General features: G+C 62.8%; 18 protein-coding genes. 9 read left to right on the forward strand and 9 right to left on the reverse strand.

Annotation, left to right across the window (positions count from 1 at the left end; genetic code table 11):
• Window positions 1-48: 48 nt before the first annotated feature.
• Complete coding sequence (locus tag C453_RS09270; RefSeq protein WP_008324082.1) at window positions 49-1107, forward strand: sensor histidine kinase; 1059 nt, start codon at window positions 49-51, stop codon at window positions 1105-1107.
• Here C453_RS09270 and C453_RS09275 read toward each other — a convergent pair.
• The 6 genes from C453_RS09275 to C453_RS09300 all read right to left on the reverse strand — a co-directional run bounded on the left by C453_RS09275 (window position 1082) and on the right by C453_RS09300 (window position 9430).
• On the reverse strand, window positions 1082-2497 hold the full coding sequence (locus C453_RS09275; protein ID WP_008324083.1) for a geranylgeranyl reductase family protein: 1416 nt from the start codon (window positions 2495-2497) through the stop codon (window positions 1082-1084). The two genes, C453_RS09270 and C453_RS09275, sit on opposite strands and share 26 nt — an antisense overlap.
• A 105-nt stretch (window positions 2498-2602) precedes the next feature.
• Entirely contained in the window at window positions 2603-3706 is a 1104-nt protein-coding gene (locus C453_RS09280; protein WP_008324084.1) for an ABC transporter permease, read from the reverse strand.
• Window positions 3703-4968, reverse strand: coding sequence for an ABC transporter permease (locus C453_RS09285; protein WP_008324085.1), 1266 nt, complete (start codon window positions 4966-4968; stop codon window positions 3703-3705). Before C453_RS09285 ends, C453_RS09280 begins: the two co-directional genes overlap by 4 nt.
• A complete protein-coding gene (locus C453_RS09290) occupies window positions 4965-6533 on the reverse strand; it encodes an ABC transporter ATP-binding protein (RefSeq protein ID WP_008324086.1) in 1569 nt (522 codons plus the stop codon). Before C453_RS09290 ends, C453_RS09285 begins: the two co-directional genes overlap by 4 nt.
• A gap of 212 nt (window positions 6534-6745) precedes the next feature.
• Window positions 6746-7876, reverse strand: a complete 1131-nt coding sequence (locus tag C453_RS09295) for a BMP family lipoprotein (RefSeq protein ID WP_008324087.1) — start codon at window positions 7874-7876, stop codon at window positions 6746-6748.
• Window positions 7877-8068: 192 nt separating this feature from the next.
• Entirely contained in the window at window positions 8069-9430 is a 1362-nt protein-coding gene (locus tag C453_RS09300; RefSeq protein WP_008324088.1) for a phosphopentomutase/phosphoglucosamine mutase, read from the reverse strand.
• A 135-nt stretch (window positions 9431-9565) separates the two neighbouring features.
• Here C453_RS09300 and C453_RS09305 point away from each other — a divergent pair, with 135 nt between their 5' ends.
• The 3 genes from C453_RS09305 (at window position 9566) to C453_RS09315 (ending at window position 10790) form a co-directional block, all read left to right on the forward strand.
• Window positions 9566-9850 carry an acylphosphatase gene (locus C453_RS09305; RefSeq protein WP_049907592.1) on the forward strand — a complete coding sequence of 95 codons (285 nt, stop codon included), beginning with the start codon at window positions 9566-9568 and terminating at the stop codon, window positions 9848-9850.
• A 56-nt stretch (window positions 9851-9906) separates the two neighbouring features.
• Entirely contained in the window at window positions 9907-10149 is a 243-nt protein-coding gene (locus C453_RS09310; protein ID WP_008324090.1) for a hypothetical protein, read from the forward strand.
• A gap of 278 nt (window positions 10150-10427) precedes the next feature.
• Complete coding sequence (locus C453_RS09315; RefSeq protein WP_008324092.1) at window positions 10428-10790, forward strand: ABC transporter substrate-binding protein; 363 nt, start codon at window positions 10428-10430, stop codon at window positions 10788-10790.
• A 103-nt stretch (window positions 10791-10893) separates the two neighbouring features.
• Here C453_RS09315 and C453_RS09320 read toward each other — a convergent pair whose 3' ends face one another.
• Window positions 10894-11778: an IS1595 family transposase gene (locus C453_RS09320; protein ID WP_008324094.1), complete on the reverse strand. Its 885-nt coding sequence runs from the start codon at window positions 11776-11778 to the stop codon at window positions 10894-10896.
• Between the two features lie 186 nt (window positions 11779-11964).
• Between C453_RS09320 and C453_RS09325 the strand changes: the two genes are divergently transcribed.
• The 5 genes from C453_RS09325 (at window position 11965) to C453_RS09345 (ending at window position 16447) form a co-directional block, all read left to right on the forward strand.
• A complete protein-coding gene (locus C453_RS09325) occupies window positions 11965-12909 on the forward strand; it encodes an ABC transporter substrate-binding protein (protein WP_275039768.1) in 945 nt (314 codons plus the stop codon).
• A gap of 22 nt (window positions 12910-12931) precedes the next feature.
• Window positions 12932-13816: a branched-chain amino acid ABC transporter permease gene (locus C453_RS09330; RefSeq protein ID WP_008324096.1), complete on the forward strand. Its 885-nt coding sequence runs from the start codon at window positions 12932-12934 to the stop codon at window positions 13814-13816.
• Between the two features lie 67 nt (window positions 13817-13883).
• A complete protein-coding gene (locus C453_RS09335) occupies window positions 13884-14921 on the forward strand; it encodes a branched-chain amino acid ABC transporter permease (protein ID WP_008324097.1) in 1038 nt (345 codons plus the stop codon).
• Window positions 14918-15673, forward strand: coding sequence for an ABC transporter ATP-binding protein (locus C453_RS09340; protein WP_008324098.1), 756 nt, complete (start codon window positions 14918-14920; stop codon window positions 15671-15673). Before C453_RS09335 ends, C453_RS09340 begins: the two co-directional genes overlap by 4 nt.
• A gap of 51 nt (window positions 15674-15724) precedes the next feature.
• Window positions 15725-16447, forward strand: coding sequence for an ABC transporter ATP-binding protein (locus C453_RS09345; RefSeq protein ID WP_008324099.1), 723 nt, complete (start codon window positions 15725-15727; stop codon window positions 16445-16447).
• A 62-nt stretch (window positions 16448-16509) separates the two neighbouring features.
• Here C453_RS09345 and C453_RS09350 read toward each other — a convergent pair whose 3' ends face one another.
• Window positions 16510-19038, reverse strand: coding sequence for an efflux RND transporter permease subunit (locus tag C453_RS09350; protein WP_008324100.1), 2529 nt, complete (start codon window positions 19036-19038; stop codon window positions 16510-16512).
• Between the two features lie 3 nt (window positions 19039-19041).
• Window positions 19042-20619, reverse strand: coding sequence for a COG1361 S-layer family protein (locus C453_RS09355; protein ID WP_008324102.1), 1578 nt, complete (start codon window positions 20617-20619; stop codon window positions 19042-19044).
• Window positions 20620-20882 lie beyond the last annotated feature (263 nt).

Below are 20882 nucleotides of genomic sequence, written 5' to 3' on the forward strand. Positions count from 1 at the left end.
AACGGACCGCCAGCGGTTATTTGTCCCCCCCGTGCATAGCCGCCAGCGATGGGTGCCCGCCGAGGTGAACTGCTCGCAGACGCCGACCTTCGTCCCGCCGCTCTGGCCGTCGGCGTCGTCGCCGGGGCGGCTACGCTGCAGGTCGTGGTCTTTCCCGGCACGGCAGACACCTCGTGGCTTCGATTCGCGGTCGAGATTCTGCTGGTCCCGCTTCCCCTCATTTGCTCGTTCGTCCTCACGACCATCAGAGACATTCAGACTGTCTGGCGACCACTCTACGCGGGCACCGTCCTCATCGGCGTGTACGCCGTGACCGACGCCCTCGACGAAGTGGTTTCACAACCCGACGCGTTCGCTCTCGTCTTCGAAGACGGGGCGCTCCTCGTCGGCGCGGGCGCGCTGGTCGTCGGGACGTACCGCTGGGTCGAGCGAAAACGCGCCTACGAAGCGGACCTCGAACGCCGAAACGAACGACTCGACCAGTTCGCGTCGGTGGTGAGCCACGACCTGCGCAACCCCCTGAACGTCGCACAGATGCGCCTCGAACTCGCCCGCGACGGCCACGGCACCGAGCACCTCTCGACGGTCGCAGACGCACACGACCGAATGGAATCACTCATCGAAGACGTGCTGCAACTCGCTCGGAGCGGTGAGGCAGTGGGGAACACCGAGCCTGTCGGTCTGGCGACGGTCGCTGCAGACGCCGTCGCGAACACGAATCTCGACGCCGCCGCACTCACTGTCGAAGCCGACGTGGACCTCCAAGCAGACCCCGGGCGACTCACCGCCGTCTTCGAGAACCTCTTTCGGAACGCGCTGGACCACGGCGGCCGGGACGTGCAAGTTCGCGTCGGCCCGCTCGAAGACGGCTTTTTCGTCGAAGACGACGGGCCGGGTATCCCACCGGAAGAACGCAATCGAATCTTCGAATCCGGTTACTCGAACAATCCCGACGGGACGGGACTCGGACTGGCAATCGTCTCGGGCGTCGCAGAAGCCCACGGCTGGTCCGTCGAGGCGACGGCCGCAGAAAGCGGCGGCGCGCGGTTCGAGTTCCGAGACGTGACGCTCGCGACCGAACTCAGTACTTCGGGTCCGCGCCAGTGACTTCGTAGATTTCGTCCATGATGCGGTCGCGTTCGTCCTGCCAGCCAGCGAGTGCGCTCGGCCGCGTCGGGTAGCGGTCGTAGTGGGCCATCAGTTCGTCGGCGAGTCGCTTCACCTTGAAGAAGTCCCAAATCTGGCTCCAGTGGCCGTAGCTCGACACGGCGGTCTGAAGGAGGAGTGCCGGGCTGAACGAGGTCGTCCCCGAGTAGAGCGCTTCGGCCAGGTTCTCGCCGGGGAGCGAGGCGATGAGACCCATCAGGTCGTCTACGTCGACGGCCGTCGAGAGGATGTTGTACACGTCGAGACTGGCGTAGCGACCGCCGAAGTGGTCCATGACGCGCTGGTTGTACCGCCAGAGCGTCTCTTCGGACACGTCACCGTCTTCGAGTGCGACGATGGCCTGCTCACCAGCGTAGGAACCGGCGTAGGCCGCGCCGGCGATACCGCCGCCGGTCGTCGGGTTGACGTGTGCTGCGGCGTCACCGACTGCCATGTAGCCCGGTGCGGTGGCCGAGTCGTAGGGGCGGCGGGTCGGAAGCGCCGCGCCCAGTTTGTCGATGACCTCTGCGCCCTCGAACTCGGGGCGGGCGCGCAAGTCTTTCTTCAGGTCGTCGACGAGCTTCATCGGCTCTTCTGTCATCTGGAAGCCCAGTCCGGCGTTGATTTCGGTCTCAGTGCGCGGGAAGTACCAGATGTAGCCGGCGGCGACGTCGGCCGGTTTGAACACCAGCGCGTCGTCCCACTCGACGGGTTCGGGAACCTCGACGACTTCGCGGTAGGCAGAACAGAACTGCGAGTACGAGACGTTCGTGTCGAACGTCGCATCCGAGAAGTCGACTTTGTCTTGGAGCAGCGAGAGTGCGCCCGCGCCGTCGATGACGATGTCGGCGTCGTACTCGACGGCATCGCCGTCGTGCTTTGCGCGGATGCCGGTGACGACGCCGTCGTCGTCCTGCGTGACGTCCTGTACGACGGTGTCGTAGTGGAACTCGGCACCAGCATCGTCTGCGCCCTCGATGATGAGACGCCCGTACTCCCAGCGGTCGATGACGGCGAGTTCGCCGGGGACGGGAATGTCGAGCACCGTGTCCTCCTGCGGAATCTCGAACCGGCCGTGGTCGACGTCCGTGTTCGTGAACGCGGGTTCGATTTGCGACTTCGGAATCGCGTCGGGGAAGGCGTCTGCGCCTTTCAGGGCGTCACCGCACGCGATGTGTCCTGCTTCCTCGGCGGACTTTCGCTCGACGACGGCGACGTCGTAGCCCGCGTTGGCGATGGTCGCAGCGGCGTAGCAACCGGAGGTTCCCGCGCCGACGACCACCACATCCACGGACTCTGTCCGTGGGTTCGCCGAGGACTCCTCGGCGGTTTCGTTCTCGTCTGTGGACATGGTATCACCTCCATATCGTGGGCAGAAAACTCTTTACTCCCAATCTGTCCTTCTGTGGAAAACGAAACGCCGAACGGGGCGAGAAAATCGAACGCTGACCGAACGTTACCGGTTGTCTTCGCCCGTGTCGTAGTGTTCCCCAGCGGCCTGCGGGATGCGAGTGCGGCCGACGAGTGCGAGGATGACGATAACCGTGATGTACGGAATCGTCTGGATAAGCGAGTCGGGGATTGCGTAGCCCGGGACCTGCTGGAGGCGAATCTGGACGGCCTCCAGTCCGGCAAAGAGGAACGACGCGCCGAACGCGCCGAGCGGGTTGTAGTTCCCGAAGAGGTACGCGACGATAGCGATGAACCCCTTGCCGTTGACCATCGTCTGGTTGTTCCCGATGAACTGGCCGAGACCGAGCGATAGCGCGGAACCACCGATACCGGAGAGGAACCCAGAGAGGAGCACGCCCGCGTAGCGGACGCGACTCACGTCGACACCCACAGTGTCGAGCGCCTTCGGGTTCTCACCGGACGCGCGGATGTGGCGACCGAACGCCGTTCGGTTCAGTACGAACCACGACGCCGGAACCGCGACGAGCATCATGTACACCGCCGGACCAGCGTCGAAGAACGCGCCGAAGAACGGGATGTCCGAGAGGACGGGAATCGTCCACGTTCCGAGCGTCGTCCCCACGTTGTCGGTGTTGACACCGCCGTAGTAGACTGTCGCCGCGAACGGTGCGAGACCGAGGGCGATGAGCCAGACGGCGAGTCCGGCGATGATTTGGTCCGCTTTGAACCGGATGCAAACCACGGCAAAGATGAGGGAGAACACGAGCGATGCGAGCACGCCCGCGAAGAAGCCAATCCAGATTGCCGGGAGGCCGAGGATAGTCACACCTGGGCCGATGACGGCCGTCGTGATGACTGCCGTGAAGGCCGAGATGATGAGCAGGCCTTCCAGTCCGATGTTGATGACACCGGCCTTTTCGGCGAAGATGCCGCCGAGTGCGGCGAACGTGATAGGCACTGCGAGTCGCAGCGCCGACGAGAGCGTACTGCGACTGATGAGGATGCCCAGCAGGTCTGCCCAGATACTCTCGGGGAACACGAGACCGAAAAATGCGATGAACGAGAACACCGCGATAGCCCCGACAGCCAAGAGTGCTCGATAGGACAGTTCCGTGTCGCGGAGTTGGTCAATGGTGGCCGTGCTCATTCGTCGTCACCTCCGAGAAGACTGCGGCCGCCGTCGGTCGCCACGGCGTCGTCGTCAGTTTCGAGGCTGATGCTCGACCCAATCATGCGGAAGAACTCCGGCATGGCGACAAAGAGGATGATGAGGCCGCGAAGGACCCCGACGAGTTGCTTCGGGACGCCCGTCCCGAACTGCACGGCAAGCGACCCGGACTTGAGCGTCCCGAACAGGAGCGCCGCCGGGACGATACCGAACGGGTTGTTGCCCGCGAGGATGGTGACGGTGATGCCGTCGAAACCGAGCGACGGGACACCGGCCTGCCATTTGCCCATGACCATGAGAACCCAGATGGCACCACCGATACCACCGAGGGCACCGGAGAGGAACATACTGGTGACGGTCGTGCGCTTGGCATCGACACCACCGTATTCGGCCGCTTCGGGTTGCTCACCGCTTGTCCGCAGGTCGTACCCGAACGACGTCTGTTCGAGGAGGTACCAGACAGCGACGACGAGTCCCAACCCGAACGCGAGCGCGAGAAGCGAGAAGTCACCGCCCTTGGGGAACGCGACCGGGAGTAGCGTCCCCCAGTCGGGAAGCGGCGTCGTCTCGACGACTTGCGAGTCGGGGTTGCGGAAGAACTCGCTGACGAGGACGAACGCCACCTGCGCGGCGATGAAGTTCAGCATGATAGTCGTGATGACCTCGTTCGCGTCCGCGTAGGCTTTCAGTGCGCCCGGAATCGCGCCATACACTCCGCCGACAAACGCGCCGACGAAGATGGACAGCGGAATCAGGATGAGGCCACCGAGGACTCCCGACGGGAGGAACGGCGCGACGAAGAACGCGAACAGCGCCGTCGCGAGCGCGCCGAGGATGAGTTGCCCCTGCGTCCCGATATTGAACAGCCCAGCACGGAAGGCGACAGCGACCGAGAGGCCGGTAAAGATGAGGAGCGTCGTCTCCTTGAGCGTGAGCGCGAACCCGAAGTTCAGCGGGTTCCAGTTCGGGTTGAACAGTCCGGGAGAGTCCAAGAGGAACGGCCCACCAAGTGCGCCGTTGAACAACACGAGATACACTTCGACGGGGTCGTAACAGAAGCCGAGACCGAAGAGGGTCGTCGCCGCGGTCTGGCACGTGGCGACGCGGCCGGAGACGAGAACGATGACCGCGCCGACCACGACTGCCATGAAGAGCGCCGCGAAACTGATGAGAATACGTTCGACTGTCGAGGCGTTCACGAGGCGGCGAAGGACGGACTTTGCGCCGTCTGCCGCGCTCATCGCGCGTCACCCACCGAGGCGTCCGCAGCGTCAGTCTCAGACTCCGCCGACTCGGGGTGTTCCCCGGCCATCAGGAGGCCAATCTCTTCTTCTGTCGTGTTTCGTGGGTCGACGATATCCATGAGTTCGCCGTCGTGCATGACGCCGAGGCGGTCCGAGAGCCCCTGCACCTCGTCGAGTTTCGAGGAGATAAGGAGGACCGCCTTGCCCTGCTGTCGCAGGTCCAATAGTCGTTCGTGGATGAACTCCATCGCCCCGATGTCCACGCCGCGGGTCGGGTGGGTTGCGACGACGAAATCCGGTTCGCGTTCGAACTCACGTCCGACGATGAACTTCTGCTGGTTGCCGCCCGAGAACGACTCGGCGTCGGCGTCCGCGTGTGGCGGCCGCACGTCGTACTCGGAGATGATTCGTTCTGCGTGTCCGCGTGCGGTGGACCAGTCGATAGACCCACCGGACGAGAACTTCGAACTGTGCTGGCTGCCGAGGATGCCGTTTTGGACGAGGTCGAAGTCCATCACGAGGCCGCGTTCGTGGCGGTCTTCGGGGATGTACGCCATCCCGTCGTCGATGCGGGAGCGACGAGATGCGCGTGTGATGTCGCGTCCCTTGTAGGTAATCTTCCCCGACGTGGGTTCGCGAAGCCCGGTAATCGACTCGACGAGTTGCGACTGCCCGTTGCCGTCGACACCGGCGATACCGAACACCTCGCCCTCGCGGATGTCGAACGACACGTCGGTGACTGCTTCGATACCGCGGTTGTCGTCCGCGTGGACGTTCTCGACCGTGAGGACCTGTTCGCCCGGTTCTCGGGGCGCGCTCTTGGGTTCGAGGAGAACCTCGCGGCCGACCATCAGTTCGGCGAGTTCCTCGTTGGAGGTCTCATCCGCCTTCACCGTGCCCACGTTCTTCCCGTCGCGGAGGACGGTGATGTCGTCGGCGGCGTGCATCGCTTCGCCGAGTTTGTGGCTGATGAAGATAATCGTCTTGCCCTGCGCCGTCAGTTCCTCGAAGACCTCGAACAGCTCTTCGACTTCCTGTGGCGTGAGGACCGCGGTGGGTTCGTCCAGAATCAGAATCTCTGCCCCACGATAGAGTGCTTTCAGAATCTCGACGCGCTGTTGAACGCCGACACTCACGTCCTCGATGGTGTCGTCGGGGTTCACGTCGAATCCGTATCGTTGCGAGAGGTCGATGACCTCTTGGCGCGCGCGCTCCCGGTCGACCGTCGTCCCGAACCATTTCCGCGGCTCGTTGCCGAGGACGATGTTCTCAGCGACAGTCATGGGGTCGACCAGCATGAAGTGCTGGTGAATCATCCCGACACCCGCCTCGATGGCGTCCGCTGGGGAGTTGAAGTCCCGCGGTTCGCCGTCGACGTAGACGGTCCCCTCTGTGGGTTCGTAGAGCCCGTAGAGGATGTTCATCAGCGTCGTCTTGCCGGCCCCGTTTTCACCCAGAAGTGCGTGCACCGTGCCGCGCTCGACGGTCAGGTCCACGTCGTCGTTCGCTACGACGCCGGGGAACCGTTTGGTGATTTCGTCGAGATGAACAGCGGTGCTCATCTTGCACACTTTTTCGGGGGGGTTTGCTTAAACTCGTGGGATTCGATTCGCCGCGGGACACCTCCACACGGGGTATCGAGGCGCTTCGTGGGGGATTTGGAATATTCACCAGCCGTGAATTACCAATTTACTGAAATATGGAAGCGGCAATAGTGTCTGGTTGTTGCGTCGCTCGACTGAAGTATCAAAAAACGACAGATTCGGTGACGGAGTTACTCGGTCGTCGTCGGGACTTCGATGTCGCCGGCGATGATGGACTCACGGGACTCCGTGAGCGCATCCTTGACGTCCTGCGGAATCTCGGAGCCGAGTTGGGCACCGAAGACGGCGGCAACGCCGTCTTCTTCGAGACCGAGCGTCGTGGTCGACCCACCGTTGAACTCGCCGTTGACGACATTTTCGACGGAGGCGAACACGGGCGTCTCGACGCGCTTGACCATCGATGCGAGGATGACGTCGGCGTAGTTCGACTCGGTCTTCGACTGGTCGGAGTCGACACCGATAGCGAACTTGCCCTGTTCCTTCGCCGCCTGGAAGACACCGAGACCGGTCCCACCAGCAGCGTGGTAGACGATGTCCGCACCCTTGTCGTACATCGACGTGGCGATTTCCTTCCCCTTCGCGGAGTCGGAGAACGAACCAGCGTACGCGGTGTCGATGGTGATTTCCTCGTCAGCGTGCTTCACACCGGCCTCGTAGCCAGCCTGGAACTTGCGGATGAGCGGTGCGTCGACACCGCCGACGAAGCCAACGCGCTTCTCGCCGGTCGTCGTCGCGCCAGCGCCCGCAGAGAACTCCTGCGTCGTGAGCAGACCGGCCATGTAACCGACCTGGAACGAGCCCTGCTCCTCGCGGAACTTGTAGCTCGCGACGTTCGGTTCGTCGACCTCGTCGTCGACGATCATGAAGTTCTGGTCCGGGAAGTTCGGCGCCGTCTCGGAGAGCGCAGACTTCTGCGCGAAGCCGATACACGACACGAGGTCGTAGTTCGGGCTCGACGACTGTGCGAAGCGGCGCTGGAACTGCGGGAACTCCTCGGCCGCCGATGGCTGTGCTTCCTCGTAGGCGATGCCCAGGTCGGACTTCGCCTGTTCGATACCGCGCTTGGCTGCGTCGTTGAACGACTTGTCGCCGAGGCCACCGAGTGCGTAAACCATCCCCACGTTGGCTGCGGGTCCGGACTCCTCGGTCGTCTTCTCGGCGGCCGTCGTCTCGTCGCCACCGTTGCCACCGGACTGCTCGGTGGTCGTCTGTTCGCTACCCTCGGACGGGCCGCCTGTACACCCTGCGAGGCCGGCGATACCCGCGACCCCTGCCGCTTTGACAAAAGAGCGTCTGTCCATGACTATTGTCTCCTATTGATACAGGGGCCGTGAAAATTGCATAAAGGTGTCGCTTCGGCGTTCGGTCGATACAAGCCCCCTCGCATACAAATTCGGCAAAACTAGAGTCTCGTTTGTGCCACCGTCACGCGATTTCGACCGGCACCGAGATGGCCGTCGACTGCTCGATGGCTGTGGGCGACCCGTGACCGCTCAGGCGTTTGCGATTTCGTCTTCGACCACAGCAGTCACCGACTCGACGAGCGCGTCGACGTCGTCGGCTTCGGCGTAGACGCGGATGTACGGCTCCGTGCCCGACGGTCGGACCAGCGTCCACGACGCGTCGTCGAATTCGAGGCGAACCCCGTACTCAGTATCGACCGACTCTGGCGACAGCGCCTCGGGAAGCGACGTTTCGAGGGCTGCCATCGCGACTGCCTTCTTCTCGTCCGGGCAGGAGACGCTTACTTTCCGGTAAGGGCGCTCTGTCACCGGCTCGCGCAGGCCATCGAGACCCGACTCGGCGACGAGTCGCGCGACGAGCGCGGCGGAGACAACACCGTCTATCCAGCCGCCGAACGCCGGGTGGATGTGCTTCCACGGTTCGGCCGCGAAGACCACGTCGCCGCCGTCAGCGCGGGCGCTTGCGATTCCCTCGTGGAGCGCACCGAGTCGGACGCGTTCGACGCGACCGTCGGCTTCCCGGACGCGCTCGTCGATTCGGCCCGAAGCGTTCGGCGTCGTGACGACGACCGGATCCTCGACGTCACTCACGCGGACGTAGTGCTCGGCGACGATTGCGATAATCGTGTCCTCGTGGACCACGTCGCCCTCGCCGTCGATGATGACGATGCGGTCGGAGTCGCCGTCGTGACCGATACCGAAGTCGAAGTCGCCGTCGGCGACGAACGCACGGAGGTCAGAAAGCGTCTCGGGCGTCGGCTTCGACTCGCGACCGGGGAAGTGGCCGTCGATTTGCGCGTTCAGCGTGACGACGTGTGCACCGAGGTCACGGAGAACCTGTGGCGTGCCGAGTGCGGACATCCCGTTTCCACAGTCGACAGCGACGTTGAGACCGTCGAGGTCGGCCCCGTGGTCTCGTGCGAAGTCCACGATGGCATCGCGGTAGTCGTCAAGCACGTCGGCAGAGCCGCTTTTCCCCCACTCGTCCCAGTCGGTTGGGTTGACGCCAGCTTCGACGCGGGCTTCGATGTCGCGTTCGAGGTCGCGGTCGTACTCCTCGCCGTCGACGAACATCTTGATGCCGTTGTCGGTCGGTGGGTTATGCGAAGCGGTCAGCATCACACCCCGGCGGCCTTGCGAGGCGTAGGCGAGTGCCGGAGTCGGGACGACGCCGACGCGGACGACGTCCGCACCAGCAGAGAGGAGCCCCGCCTCGACTGCGGCGGCGAGACTTTCCCCACTCGTCCGGCCGTCACGGCCGACGACGAACTCGGCGGTGGCGTCCGATTCGAGTGCGGCGCGGCCGGCGGCGCGACCGACGTCGAGAGCGAGTTCCGGTGTGACTCGCGTCGTCACACTGCCGCGAATACCGGCAGTACCGAAGAGTTCCATACTCCAGCGTGGTGTGGGCTGCACTTAGATGCTGACGATTCGGGAGGCGCGTGCGAGGTGCAGACACGGTCGGGGTATCATGGGCCCGACCGCGTAGACGCCACGCCTTTTGTGTCGGCCGGCGAAGCACCGTCTATGAGTGAGAGTTCGCGTACCCGCGCACACGTGTACGTCTCAGGTCACGTCCAAGGCGTGTACTACCGAGCGACGACCCGAGACACCGCCCGCGACCTCGGCGTCGATGGGTGGGTGAAGAACCTCTCCGATGGCCGCGTCGAAGCCGTCTTCGAGGGGCCGCGCGACGACGTCGAAGAGATGGTTCGGTGGTGCCACGGCGGGAGTCCGATGGCCAGCGTCTCCGACGTCGATGTGACCTACGAAGAGCCGGAGGGAGAGACCGGATTCACCGTCGAGCGGTAGCTCACGTCAACGAATCGGCCAAATTATTCAAGCGGCCACCTCGCAGACGTGGCCGCATGAGCTTCCGGAGCGATACCCGTGGAATCGGCGTGATACAACTGTTTTTCACCATCGTCTGTGGAATCGGACTCGGTCTCTCGATTGGCACCGCATTCCTCATCATCCAAGGCCCGTTTCTCGGCGGCCCGACGCTCGACCCGTTCCCGATGATGGGCGCACTCGCCGCCTTCGTCGTCGGCATCGTCGTGTTGTCGTGGGGGACGACGCGACTGTTCGGCATCGGTGGGACAGCCATCTGAGAGTCCAGTCGAGACAGGACGTCCACAAGTCGAGAGACAAGACCCACTGACTTCCTTGAACATCTCCTGACGTGGGTTGTCGCTTCGTTTGTCATTGACGAGTACAACAACAAGCGGGGAGTATAGTGCAAGAAACGCTGCACTCAGCTCTGATAGGGCCTATTTCACCGAATAACTATACGGCATGTTAACTAACATCAAATGTTATGAGGGGAAGTGTCGACACTGCGAACAGAACTGACCGACGAACGTTTCTGAAAAAGACGGGGGCATGCTCAGTGCTCGCCGCTGGGCTCGCTGGCTGTGTCGGGACCGAGGGGAACGGCGACGGGAATGGTGCTACTCCCACTGACGAGCCCACAGACGGAGACACCATGGACGGCACGACCACAGAGATGGCTGGTCCCGAGCGCGTCCTCATCGGTCAGCCGGCGTCGCTGACCGGACAGTGGGACTTCCTCCAGCCAGCAGTGTCGCAGTCGACGGACCTCGCAGTGCAGGAAATCAACGAGGCAGGTGGACCACTCGACGCGACGTTCGAAGTACAACGACGTGACACGGCAGTCGACCCACAGCAGGCCCGACAGGTCGTCAGGCAGTTGGTCGATAGCGACGAAGTCCACGCGATCGCTCATGTGTAGCAGATTGTTGATTTCAGAGAGTCGCTTTGACAGCGTGTTTGAGTGCTTCTCGACCGGGTTTTCTGAAGAGTTCGCTNCGCTCATGTGTAGCAGATTGTTGATTTCAGAGAGTCGCTTTGACAGCGTGTTTGAGTGCTTCTCGACCGGGTTTTCTGAAGAGTTCGCTGCGTAGCTGAAAGGCTCGGAGATACTGTGTCAACTTGTCCTTCGAGACACCTCGATGCGGCGAGAGCCAGCGTCGCACCAGCGACGCGTGGCTCTCGCAGGTGTTGACGTGGACGTCTCCATCCGCGTACTCGCCGTCACCGTGGACGACGTATTCGCGGGTGAATTCGTCGTCGTCCTCAAGTGGGTTGTATGCCCGAAATCCGTCGGTGTAGACGGTTAGCGACTCCTCCTCGTGGTCGGCGAGGAGGAGTCGCACGGTCGATTCGTCAGCGGATTTCGCTGGGACGACGTACCGCTGTCCCGTCCCACGGTCAACGATAGTGAAGACGGGTGGTTTGTCTCCCTCATACGAACCACGCCCACGCGTAGAGAGGCCACGCGAGCGCGACTCTTGGTCGCGCTCGCGGCCTTTCAATCCGGCAGAGACGTACACTTCGTCTATTTCGACCGGTCCAACGAGGCCGAGTTGAGGCGCGTCGAGCGCTCTGGTAAAGCGCTCGACGCGGCGGTGCATCGTCTTGTAGGTAACACCAATCTCTCGGTGAAGTTGGCGGAGACTCGTGTTGAACCGCAAGAACGCGTAGATCGAGAACAACCACTTGCGGAGCGCAACCTTCGAGTGAGCGAAAATCGTGCCCGTCTTGTCGTTGAACGTGCGGTCGCAATTCTTACAGAGATAGCGTTGAAACGGCCCATAGCTGCCGTTTCTGACCGTCCGGTCAGAACGGCAGCGAGGGCAGGAAACGCCGTCACGCCAGCGAACTTGTTGGAGCAGGTTCGCTGCGAGCGATTCCGAGCCAAACACATCGAGCGGAATCATTCGTGTCGGACACCGCTAGCGCGGTGTCCTTGCCCTCTTCGATTTCAGAGCAGCAGCTGAACTCTATCAACAATCTCCTACAGAAGAGCGANACCGCTAGCGCGGTGTCCTTGCCCTCTTCGATTTCAGAGCAGCAGCTGAACTCTATCAACAATCTCCTACAGAAGAGCGCACGCGATAAACGGTCTGTTCTCCAGCGAAATCGTTCCGCTGTGGGACTTCCTCCAAGAACAGCAAGTGCCGGTCGTCACGCCGTGGCCGGGGACGACGTTCCTCGACACTCGGGGCGGGGACAAGGGAACGGACGACCTCGGTGACGACGAGTGGCTCTGGCGAACTGTCATCGGTGACACCGTCCACACCTCCGGGGCAGCGGAAGCGATGATTGACGAGGCTGGAATCGAGCAGATGGGTATCCTCAGCGCTACGTCCGCTGGCGAAGAAGGGTGGACGAGGCAGTTCGTCAACTGGTACGAGAGCCTCGGTGGAGAGATAGTCGAGGTCGTCTCGGCTCAGGGAGGACAGTCCTCCTATCAGAGCCAACTCGACAGACTGTTCGAGAACGACTTCGAGGCGTGGGCACTCTCCTTTGCTCTCGAGGATGCAACCACAATCATTCGGAACTGGGACGAAGGCGGGTACGGCAGACAGCTTCTGATGGAAGATGGCTTGCGGGACCCCGGCCTCATCGACGCAGTTGGCGACGTCGCCGAGGGAGCATGGATTGCGGCTGGGAGCACAGAGGGTCCGAACTTCGAAAGTTTCCTCCCGAAGTTCCGCGACGCGGGCGATGCCAGCCTCCACCCCTGGGGGGTCGCCGCGTACGACGCCACAAACGTCATCGCACTCGCCATCCACCACGCCGGTGAGACCTCGCACGACGCCATCCAGCAGAGCCTCGGTGATGTCGCCCGAGGGGGCGGGACGACCGTCACGACGTTCGCCGAGGGCAAAGAGGCGCTCGACAACGGCGAAGAAATCAACTACGAGGGCGCGGTCACGAACGTTGATTTCACCCCGCACGGGAACGTCTGGGGAGACGTCGCAGTTGATAGGGTCACTCCCGACGGCTTCGAGAACGAGTTCACCATCGGGGCCGACAAGCTGCAGGCCGAGATCGACGACTACTGACGCGGTTTGTTTCCCCGATACCATGGCACTCCCCCTTGCACAAGAACTAATCTTCGGACTCGTCATCGGGTCGTACATCGCACTGGGTGCAATCGGGTTCACCCTTGTGTACGGGCTCGTCAACATGATCAACTTCGCCCACGGTGAGTTCATCACCATCGGGGCGTTCGTCGGCTACCTCGCCGTCGTGTTCGGTGGGGTGTCCCTCCCGGTCGCGCTCGTCGTCGCACTTGGCGTCGCCGCCGTCACCGGATGGGCCATTGCACGGCTCACTTTCGAGCCGATGAACGATGCCGGTGCGGTGCCGCTGCTTTTGATGTCTATCGGTCTGGGACTCGTCCTGCGGAACGGCATGCGAGCGATTGCGGGACCCGACCGCCGGAACGTACCGGTTGCTGTCACGACCTATCGCTTCGACGACCTCGGCTTCTTCGTGACGAGCAATCAGTTGTTCATCATCGGGGTGACGCTCTTTGTGGTGCTCGTCTTGCACCTCTTTCTCAGCCGGACGATGGTTGGAATTTCGATGCGTGCAACCGCCGACAACGAGCGTCTCGCACTCGTCTCCGGCATCGATACGCGGCAGATTCGGAACGCGGTCTGGCTCGCGGCCTCCGGGCTGGCGGGCGTGGCGGGCGTCATGCTTGCGGTCTCACAGTCTGCGAATCCCAGCGTCGGGTTCGGCCAACTGTTGTTGATAATCACGGCCGCCATCCTCGGGGGGGCTGGAAGCCCGTACGGAGCGGTCGCCGGTTCGTATCTGCTGGGAGTCGGCATCGCTGTCTCCGTGGCCTTCCTCCCAGCCGACATCGTGGCGCTCAGTTCGACGATGGCCTTTGCCATCCTCATAGTGGTCCTTTTGGTCCGCCCTGGTGGCATCGCCAACACGGAGGTGCGGACGTCGTGACCCCACGCGGAGGTGCAGACATCGTGACGGTGCAGTCCGTGGCCGTGGCCGATAGTGAGGTGAGCCGATGAGTCGTCTCGAACTCCCCGCAATCGACGCGACCCGCGCCGGCCTCGTGTTGTTCGTCGCCTCGATTGCCTTCCTCTACAGCCCGATTTTTATCAGGCCACCGAGCGGCACGTTCGTCTTCCTCGAACTCGCCGTCCTCTTTCTGCTGTATGCGCTGATACTCATCGGGCTAAACCTCCAATTCGGCCACACGGGACTCGTCAACTTCGGACCCGTCGCTTTCTTCGCCGTCGGCGGGTACGCCGCTGCGATACTGACCGCGAACGACCCCTACAGAGCTGTCGGACTCGGCTTTGCGTGGCCAGTCGGCCTCGTCGCCGGGGTGCTCGCCGCGGTCGCACTCGGAGTCTTACTCGGCTTCTCGACGCTCAAACTCCGGGATGACTTCCTCGCAATCGTTACGCTTGCAGTGGCCGAAATCATTCACGGGCTGACCATCACATTCCGCGACATCACCGGCGGTTCAATCGGACTACAGAACGTTCCACGGCCGATAGCCGACATGACTGGTGGTGGCGGCGGCGCAGAGCTATTCGCGACAATAGTCGTCCTCGGCTCTGTGTGCCTCCTCGCGTACGGCGTGTTCCATCGACTGTCAGCGTCGCCCTACGGGCGTGTTCTCAGAGCCATCAGGGCCGACGAACAGGTGACAGAAACGCTCGGCAAGCGGGTGTTCCGGTACAAACTCGTCGTATTCATCTACGGGGCAGCTATCGGGGGGCTGGCTGGCGCGCTCCTCGTCTTCTACAACGGCGCTGCCTCGGCGAGTTTCTTCACTATCGACGTCACGGTTATCGTCTGGATTGGCATGCTCATCGGCGGCGCGGGGAGTGACCGCGGCGTGCTCGGCGGACTCGCGCTCATCATGGGCTTTCAGTTGCTCACCCGCTTTTTCAACGACCTGCTTCCGTTCGTCACACAGGACCAGTTCGCTTCGATTCGCCTCGTTCTCGTGGGACTGCTGTTGATGCTCGTCGTCAAGTATCGCCCCGAGGGAATCTGGGGAACCGCCGAAGAACTGGAGGTCGAGTCATGACGCTTCTGGCAGTCGATAGCCTCCACCGCTCGTTCGGCAGCCTCGTCGCAGTCGACGACGTCTCCTTCGAAATCGAGCCCGGGGAAGTCGTCGGGATGATTGGTCCGAACGGTGCCGGAAAGACGACGACGTTCAACTGTGTCTCCGGCGTCCTCGACAGCGACGCTGGCACCGTCACCTTCGACGGCGAGGACGTGACTAACGTCCCCGCGTACGAACTCGCACGGAACGGGCTGGTCAGGACGTTCCAGCAAACCCGGGAGCTATCGACGATGACCGTCGAAGCGAACGTACTGTTACCGACGCCTGCGCATCCCGGCGAGCGAGCCTGGCACGCCATCACGCGGTCGGAGGCGAGCCAGCAGCGCGAGCGGGAGGCACGAGAGCAAGCGATGGAACTACTCGACGTGTTCGACATTCGGTCGAAGGCTGACGAGTACGCTGGCACCCTCTCTGGCGGCCAGCGGAAACTGCTGGAACTAGCGCGGGCATTGATGCTCGACCCGACGATGCTCATGCTCGATGAACCGTTCGCGGGCGTCAATCCGACGCTCACGACGGAACTCGTCGCTCACCTCGAATCGCTCAACGACGATGGACTCACGCTGCTCATCATCGAGCACGAACTAGAGACGCTCACCGACCTCGTCGACCGCCTGATTGTGCTGACCGATGGGCGCGTCTTGGCGTCCGGCACGCCGGCGGAAGTCACGAGCAACGAGGAGGTAATCGATGCCTATCTGGGCAACTAAATTCACCGACAGCAGGGCGATGAAACGACGGCCGAGACAGGGAGGAGACCGATGAGTCTGCTTGAAGTCACTGAACTAGACGCAGGGTACGGCGACCTGCAGGTACTGTTCGGCGTCGACCTCCACGTCACCGAAGGCGAGTACGTCGCAATCGTCGGCCCAAACGGGGCCGGGAAGTCGACGGTGATGAAAGCCGTCGTGGGGTTGGCCACGCACATGGGCGGGGAGATTCGGTTTGACGGCGAGGATATCACGGGGTTGGGGCCCCAGACGAGAATCGAGCGCGGACTTGGGTACGTCCCACAGACGGAGAACGTCTTCCCGACCCTGACTGTCGAGGAGAACCTCAAGATAGGCGGCTATCTGCTCGGCGGCCTCCCGGACGACCGGCGAGAGGCGGTCGTCGAACAGTTCCCCATCCTCGCAGAGCGCTTCGACCAGCGGGCGGGCAACCTCTCCGGCGGGCAACAACAGATGCTTGCGATGGCGCGGGCGCTAATCCCGGACCCGCCCGTGTTGTTACTCGATGAACCGTCCGCAGGGCTGGCCCCGGACCTCGTCGATACTGTGTTCGACCACATCGACGCGGTCAACGACCGCGGAGTCACGGTGGTCATCGTCGAGCAGAACGCGAAGACCGCCCTTCGTCGCTGTGACCGGGGGTACGTGCTCACACAGGGTGAGAACCGATACACAGACGAGGGCGACGCACTGCTGGACGACCCCGAGGTCCGAAAGCAGTTCTTGGGCGGGTCAGACTCTTCCAACGGCTGAAGCCGTGGGGTTTTCTTCGTCTCTCGTTCTCCTCCTCTCTCGTTCCCCTTGGCTCTCTGACTTCAATCGTCTCCCGGCGTGGGACCGATATCCATCTCCAGTGCGTCGAGTGGGACCATCGGGTCGTTGCCGCTGAATCTGTCCCAGACGACGAGTGCTGACGGAAGAACGAGCACCGACGCGAGGAACGAGTAGACGATGCTCGCCGCAGTGAGAAGCCCGAACTGCCCGAGGACCGAGAGGACTGCGAGGACGAGCACGCCGAGTCCGAAGACGGTCGTGAGCATGCTCCCCGCGAGTGCGCCGCCGGTTCCGCGGACAGTTCGGTCGAGCGCCGTTCGGAGGTCGTTCTCCGCGCGCTCGTCGATGAAGCGGTGGACGACGTGGACCGAGTAATCGACGCCGAGGCCGATAGTCAACGCGAGGACCGTCGCGGTGAAGGCGTTGAACGAGATTCCGACCAATCGCATCGTTCCGGCGACCGACGTGACGGCGACCAAGATAGGCACGAGGTTGGCGAGTGCCAGGGACGGCCGGCCTTCGAGCCACCAGTAGATGAAGATGAGGAACGCGCCCGTGCCAGCGAGAGAGATGGCGAGGCTCTGAACCGCCGAGTCGAGGATGAGGTCCGAGATGGCCGTGAAGACGACGACTGTCCCCGTCGCGGTGCTCGTCGTTCGGAACCGGTCGGCTATCGTGCGAGCGTCGGCGACGACCGTATCGTCGTCTGCATCGGCTTTGACGCGGTAATCCACGCGGGCGCTCCGGTAGTCGTCGGCAAGGTAGTTGGCAGCCTGCTCGCCCGACTCGGTCGCGAGCAGCGCGTCGTACACTGTCTCAAGGTCGCGGTCGGGGATGCCGTCGCCGTCGGTATCGTGGCGTGCGACGAGCGTTGCGAAGTCCTCGTTTATGGCTTTCTCAGCCTGCAAAACGGTCAGAATGCTCGTCGAGTCTGCGCGTCGGTTCTCGACGAGGAACGTTCCCGGTGGGTCCTGTGCGACCCGGTCGAGTTCTTCGAGGAACGCGCCGTCTGTCATCCGCCCTTCCAAGAATATCGTCACGACGCCGCTTTGGGAGGACGTAAAGCGGTCTTCGAGGAACTCGATGTCGGCGACGACGCTGTAGTCACCCGGAGCGAACGGTTCGGGCAGTGCCTTCAGATAGGCTGGCGCCTCTGCGGGTGGCAGGAAATCTTCTTGTCCGAACTCGGTGTCGACACCGGTTGCGTACCACATCGCGCCGCTTGAGAGAAGCAGTGCGGCGACGAGGACGACCACAGGCGCGCGGAGTGCAGGGCCGATGCCGACTCGGAGGGCTGACCCGAGTGAACTCCCCTCGCGCCCGAGCGGGGACTGACTGAACGTCGGAATCGGGTATCGCTGGCGGAGACGGTCGACTTCGACCTTCGTGGCGGGGAGGAAGACACCGAAGACGAAGAACGTGAAGATGATGCCGATAGCCGCGACCACGCCGAAATCACGAATCGGGGTGAGGTTGCTCACGAGATTCGAGAGGAACCCGATGACTGTGGTACAGGTGACGATGAAGAACGCGACGAGGAGTTGGTCGGTCGCTTTGCGCATAGCATCGTCGACGTCGTGGCCCTCGGCGCGGTCCTCGCGATAGCGGTTCACCGCGTGAATCCCGAAGTCGATGCCGACCGCCAACAAGAGTGGCGGGACGGCAATCATAATCTGGTTGAAGGGGATGCCCGCGAGGCCGAGGAACCCGAAGGTCCAGACGAGGGCCATCCCGAGCGCCGCAGTACCCAACAATAGGTCCACGAGGTCGCGGTAGGCGACGACGAGAAAGAGGACGATAAACAGCACCGCCGCGGGCACGACGATGATGAGCGAATCGACGATGACCGTGCTGAACTCGTCGGCGATGACGCCGGTTCCGAACACCGAAATGTCGCCGCCGACGGTGGCGACGACGCGCTGTGCTTTGCGCTGAATCGGCGTCAGTTGGCTCTCACCGCCTTGTCCTGCACTGGCGGCTTCGTCCTGCGGGAGCGAGTGGGTGATGACGGCGATAGTCGCCGTCGACGAGGCACCGGTCGGATTGAAGTCGTCGGCAAGAAGCCCGACGAACCGGGGGTTGTTCGCGTTCGCGCTCACCGCGGTGGCGACCTCCCTGTCTGTCGCCCGTTCGACGGCAGTTATCTGTGCGTCGAGTGTCTCGGCGTCCTCGTCGAGCGTCTGTGCGACGACAGACGCCGCACTCGCGGTCGAGCGCACGCGGAGGTCGTCGCGGTCTGCCAGTCGCTTCTGCGCTTCGAGCATTCGAAGGAGTTCACGTCTCGTCAGCACGTTCGGCGCGCGCTGGATGAGTTGCGTGCTACCAGTGGCCTCGGAAAAACTCGGTGAGAACTCCTCGCTGATGCGCGAGAACGCTTCTTCTTCGGGGACTTCCTCGGCGAACTGCTCGGTTCCGGCTTCCGTCTCGACGGCGCTCAGGCCAGCTCCGAAGACGAGCGTCAAGGCGAGAAAGACGAGAATCACGCGCCGAGAGCGATTGACGATGCGGTGGTCGACCCAGTCGACGAACCGCTGAAAGTCGAATCGAGACACCGAATCCAATCGGGACATCGCTCAGTCCTGTCCGCGTCTGCGGACGACGAGGAAGCCAGCACCACCCGCAGCCGCGACGACGACAGCAGCACCGAGAAGCGGCAGTGTGAGACCGAAGGGAAGCCCACTGCGGTCCTCGTTGGACTCGACCTGAACCGGGACACGGTAGGCGTCGGAGATGGTCGTCTCACCGCTTTCGTCTTCGTAGCGGAAGTCGAGTTCGGCCGGGTACTGTTTCTCCAGTGCGCCACCGTCAGCAGCGACCCGGAAGACGAGTGTCGCCGACTCGCCGGGTTCGAGTTCACTGACGAACGATTCGGTGTCCGACGACGACAACGGTTCTTCGAAGTACACCTTCGCCGAGATGTCCCGAAGCGTCTCGTCGCGGGCGTTCACGATGGTGACGCGGAGTTCGGTGCTCTGGCCCGGCGCGACAGTCGATTCTTCGACGGAGACATCGAACTCTGGCGTCTCGGGTGCCACCTCGACTCGCAGGTCGATATCGTCGCTCGACCGGCGCTCACCGTCTGCATCGCGGTAGGTGACGGTGGCAGTGAACTGTCTCGGGCCGGGGTCAGCGTTGCCGGCTACCTGCACGTCGAACGAAAACGGCACCGACTCGCCGGGCGCCATGTCGCCGAGTGCGTACTCGGTCTCGGTCGCTGTCGCAGTTCCTTCGGGCAGCGAGAGCGTCACGACGGCGTTTTTCGCGATCGCGCCACCGTCGTTGACGACTGCACCGCTGACGCGGCCCTCGTCACCGACGCGGAGCGTGCTCGTCACCTCGTCGACGCTGAACGACTGTTCCGCGACTGGGATGAATCCCGCGGCGAGGTCAGTGTACGCCAGTCGCGCCCCGTCCGGGTTCTCGTAGGCGACGTTCACGCCGAGCGCGTAGCCACGGACTGAACTCTCAGACGAGAGCGACGTGTCGTAGACGAAGGTTCTGTTCTCGCCCGCTGGCCACGACACTGCGAACTGCGTCGCAGTGGCCGAGCCCTCGAATCTGACCTCGTCGGATTGCGACGTGACGGCGACGATTGCGTTGCGCGCGTCAAGTTCGCCGGTGTTCTGGATGGTAATGGCAACGTCGCCACGCCCGCCGACAGGGACTGTCGCCTCGGAGCCGACGACTGCGAACCGGACGCGTTCTTCGACGCGGAGGGGAACGTCGAGGGTGTACGTTCGGCGGTGGGCGTTGTCGAATTCGTAGAACACCTTCAGTCCGAGGTCGTACTCACCGGCCGCGATGTTCTCGGGGGCTTCGACGCGGAAGGCGACCTCTCGTGTGTCGCTGTCGTTCATGCGCCCGACGACGATATCACCGGTTCGAACGACGAACGGAGTGTTCCGTGGTTCGAGTCTGACACGGACGTTCTCGGCCGTCTTCGACACGTCTTCAGGTTTGCCCGGGTCGTTGGTGAAGACGACGCGGACCATCATCTCCTCGCCGGGTTCGACGACTGGGTCGACGACGTAGGCGCGAAAGACGGGGACTTTGTTCGGGTCTCGTTCTTCGTCGCTTTGCGCTACGACTGGTGCCGCAATCGGGACGAGGACGAGCAGTACGACAGATAGGATGACGAGAGTTCTCTTCATTTGAGCTCCGAGGTGAACACACCGACTGCGAATCGACCCGCGAGCGTCGGTGGAGGGCGGGGTTGTACCGACCCAACTAGCCACTGATACGTTGCCGACAGGCAAATACCCGTATTCACACTAGTTAGGATACTCAGCCATCCGAGACAGTCAGTTTGTGCTGTGGCTAGGGCCCTGCGAGTGTTGCCCAGTGAGGCGACTCCGTCGGTGTGGTTCTGTGGAGGTGACTCAGTAGGTGCGGTTCTGTGGAGGTGACTCTGTTG

Source organism: Haloferax elongans ATCC BAA-1513, from assembly GCF_000336755.1.
GTDB lineage: Archaea > Halobacteriota > Halobacteria > Halobacteriales > Haloferacaceae > Haloferax > Haloferax elongans.